Annotated in this window: 1 protein-coding gene; it reads right to left on the minus strand. The window is 59.2% G+C overall.

Annotated elements, in window-relative coordinates; translation table 11 throughout:
* Nucleotides 1-194: class I tRNA ligase family protein (locus tag BST14_RS32085; RefSeq protein ID WP_142279722.1), on the minus strand; the 194-nt coding region annotated here is incomplete at its 3' end.
* Nucleotides 195-262: the final 68 nt, after the last annotated feature.

Raw genomic sequence — 262 nt, forward strand, 5'->3', positions numbered from 1 at the left:
TCGCGCTCGGCGCGGAGCATGATCGCCGAACCGTGGGCGTCGTCGGCGCAGACGTAGACGGCCTGGTTGCCACGCATCTTCTGGAAGCGCACCCACATGTCCGTCTGGATGTACTCCAGCATGTGTCCCAGGTGAATGGAACCGTTGGCGTAGGGGAGGGCGCTGGTAACGAGGATCTTGCGTGGTTCGGACATGGGTTCGGCTTATCGGCTGAGAGCTAAACGGATCGGTCACTATAAAGAAGCGGCGGTTTTTTTTCATC

Origin of the sequence: Mycobacterium arosiense ATCC BAA-1401 = DSM 45069 (genome assembly GCF_002086125.1) — a bacterium.
GTDB lineage: Bacteria > Actinomycetota > Actinomycetes > Mycobacteriales > Mycobacteriaceae > Mycobacterium > Mycobacterium arosiense.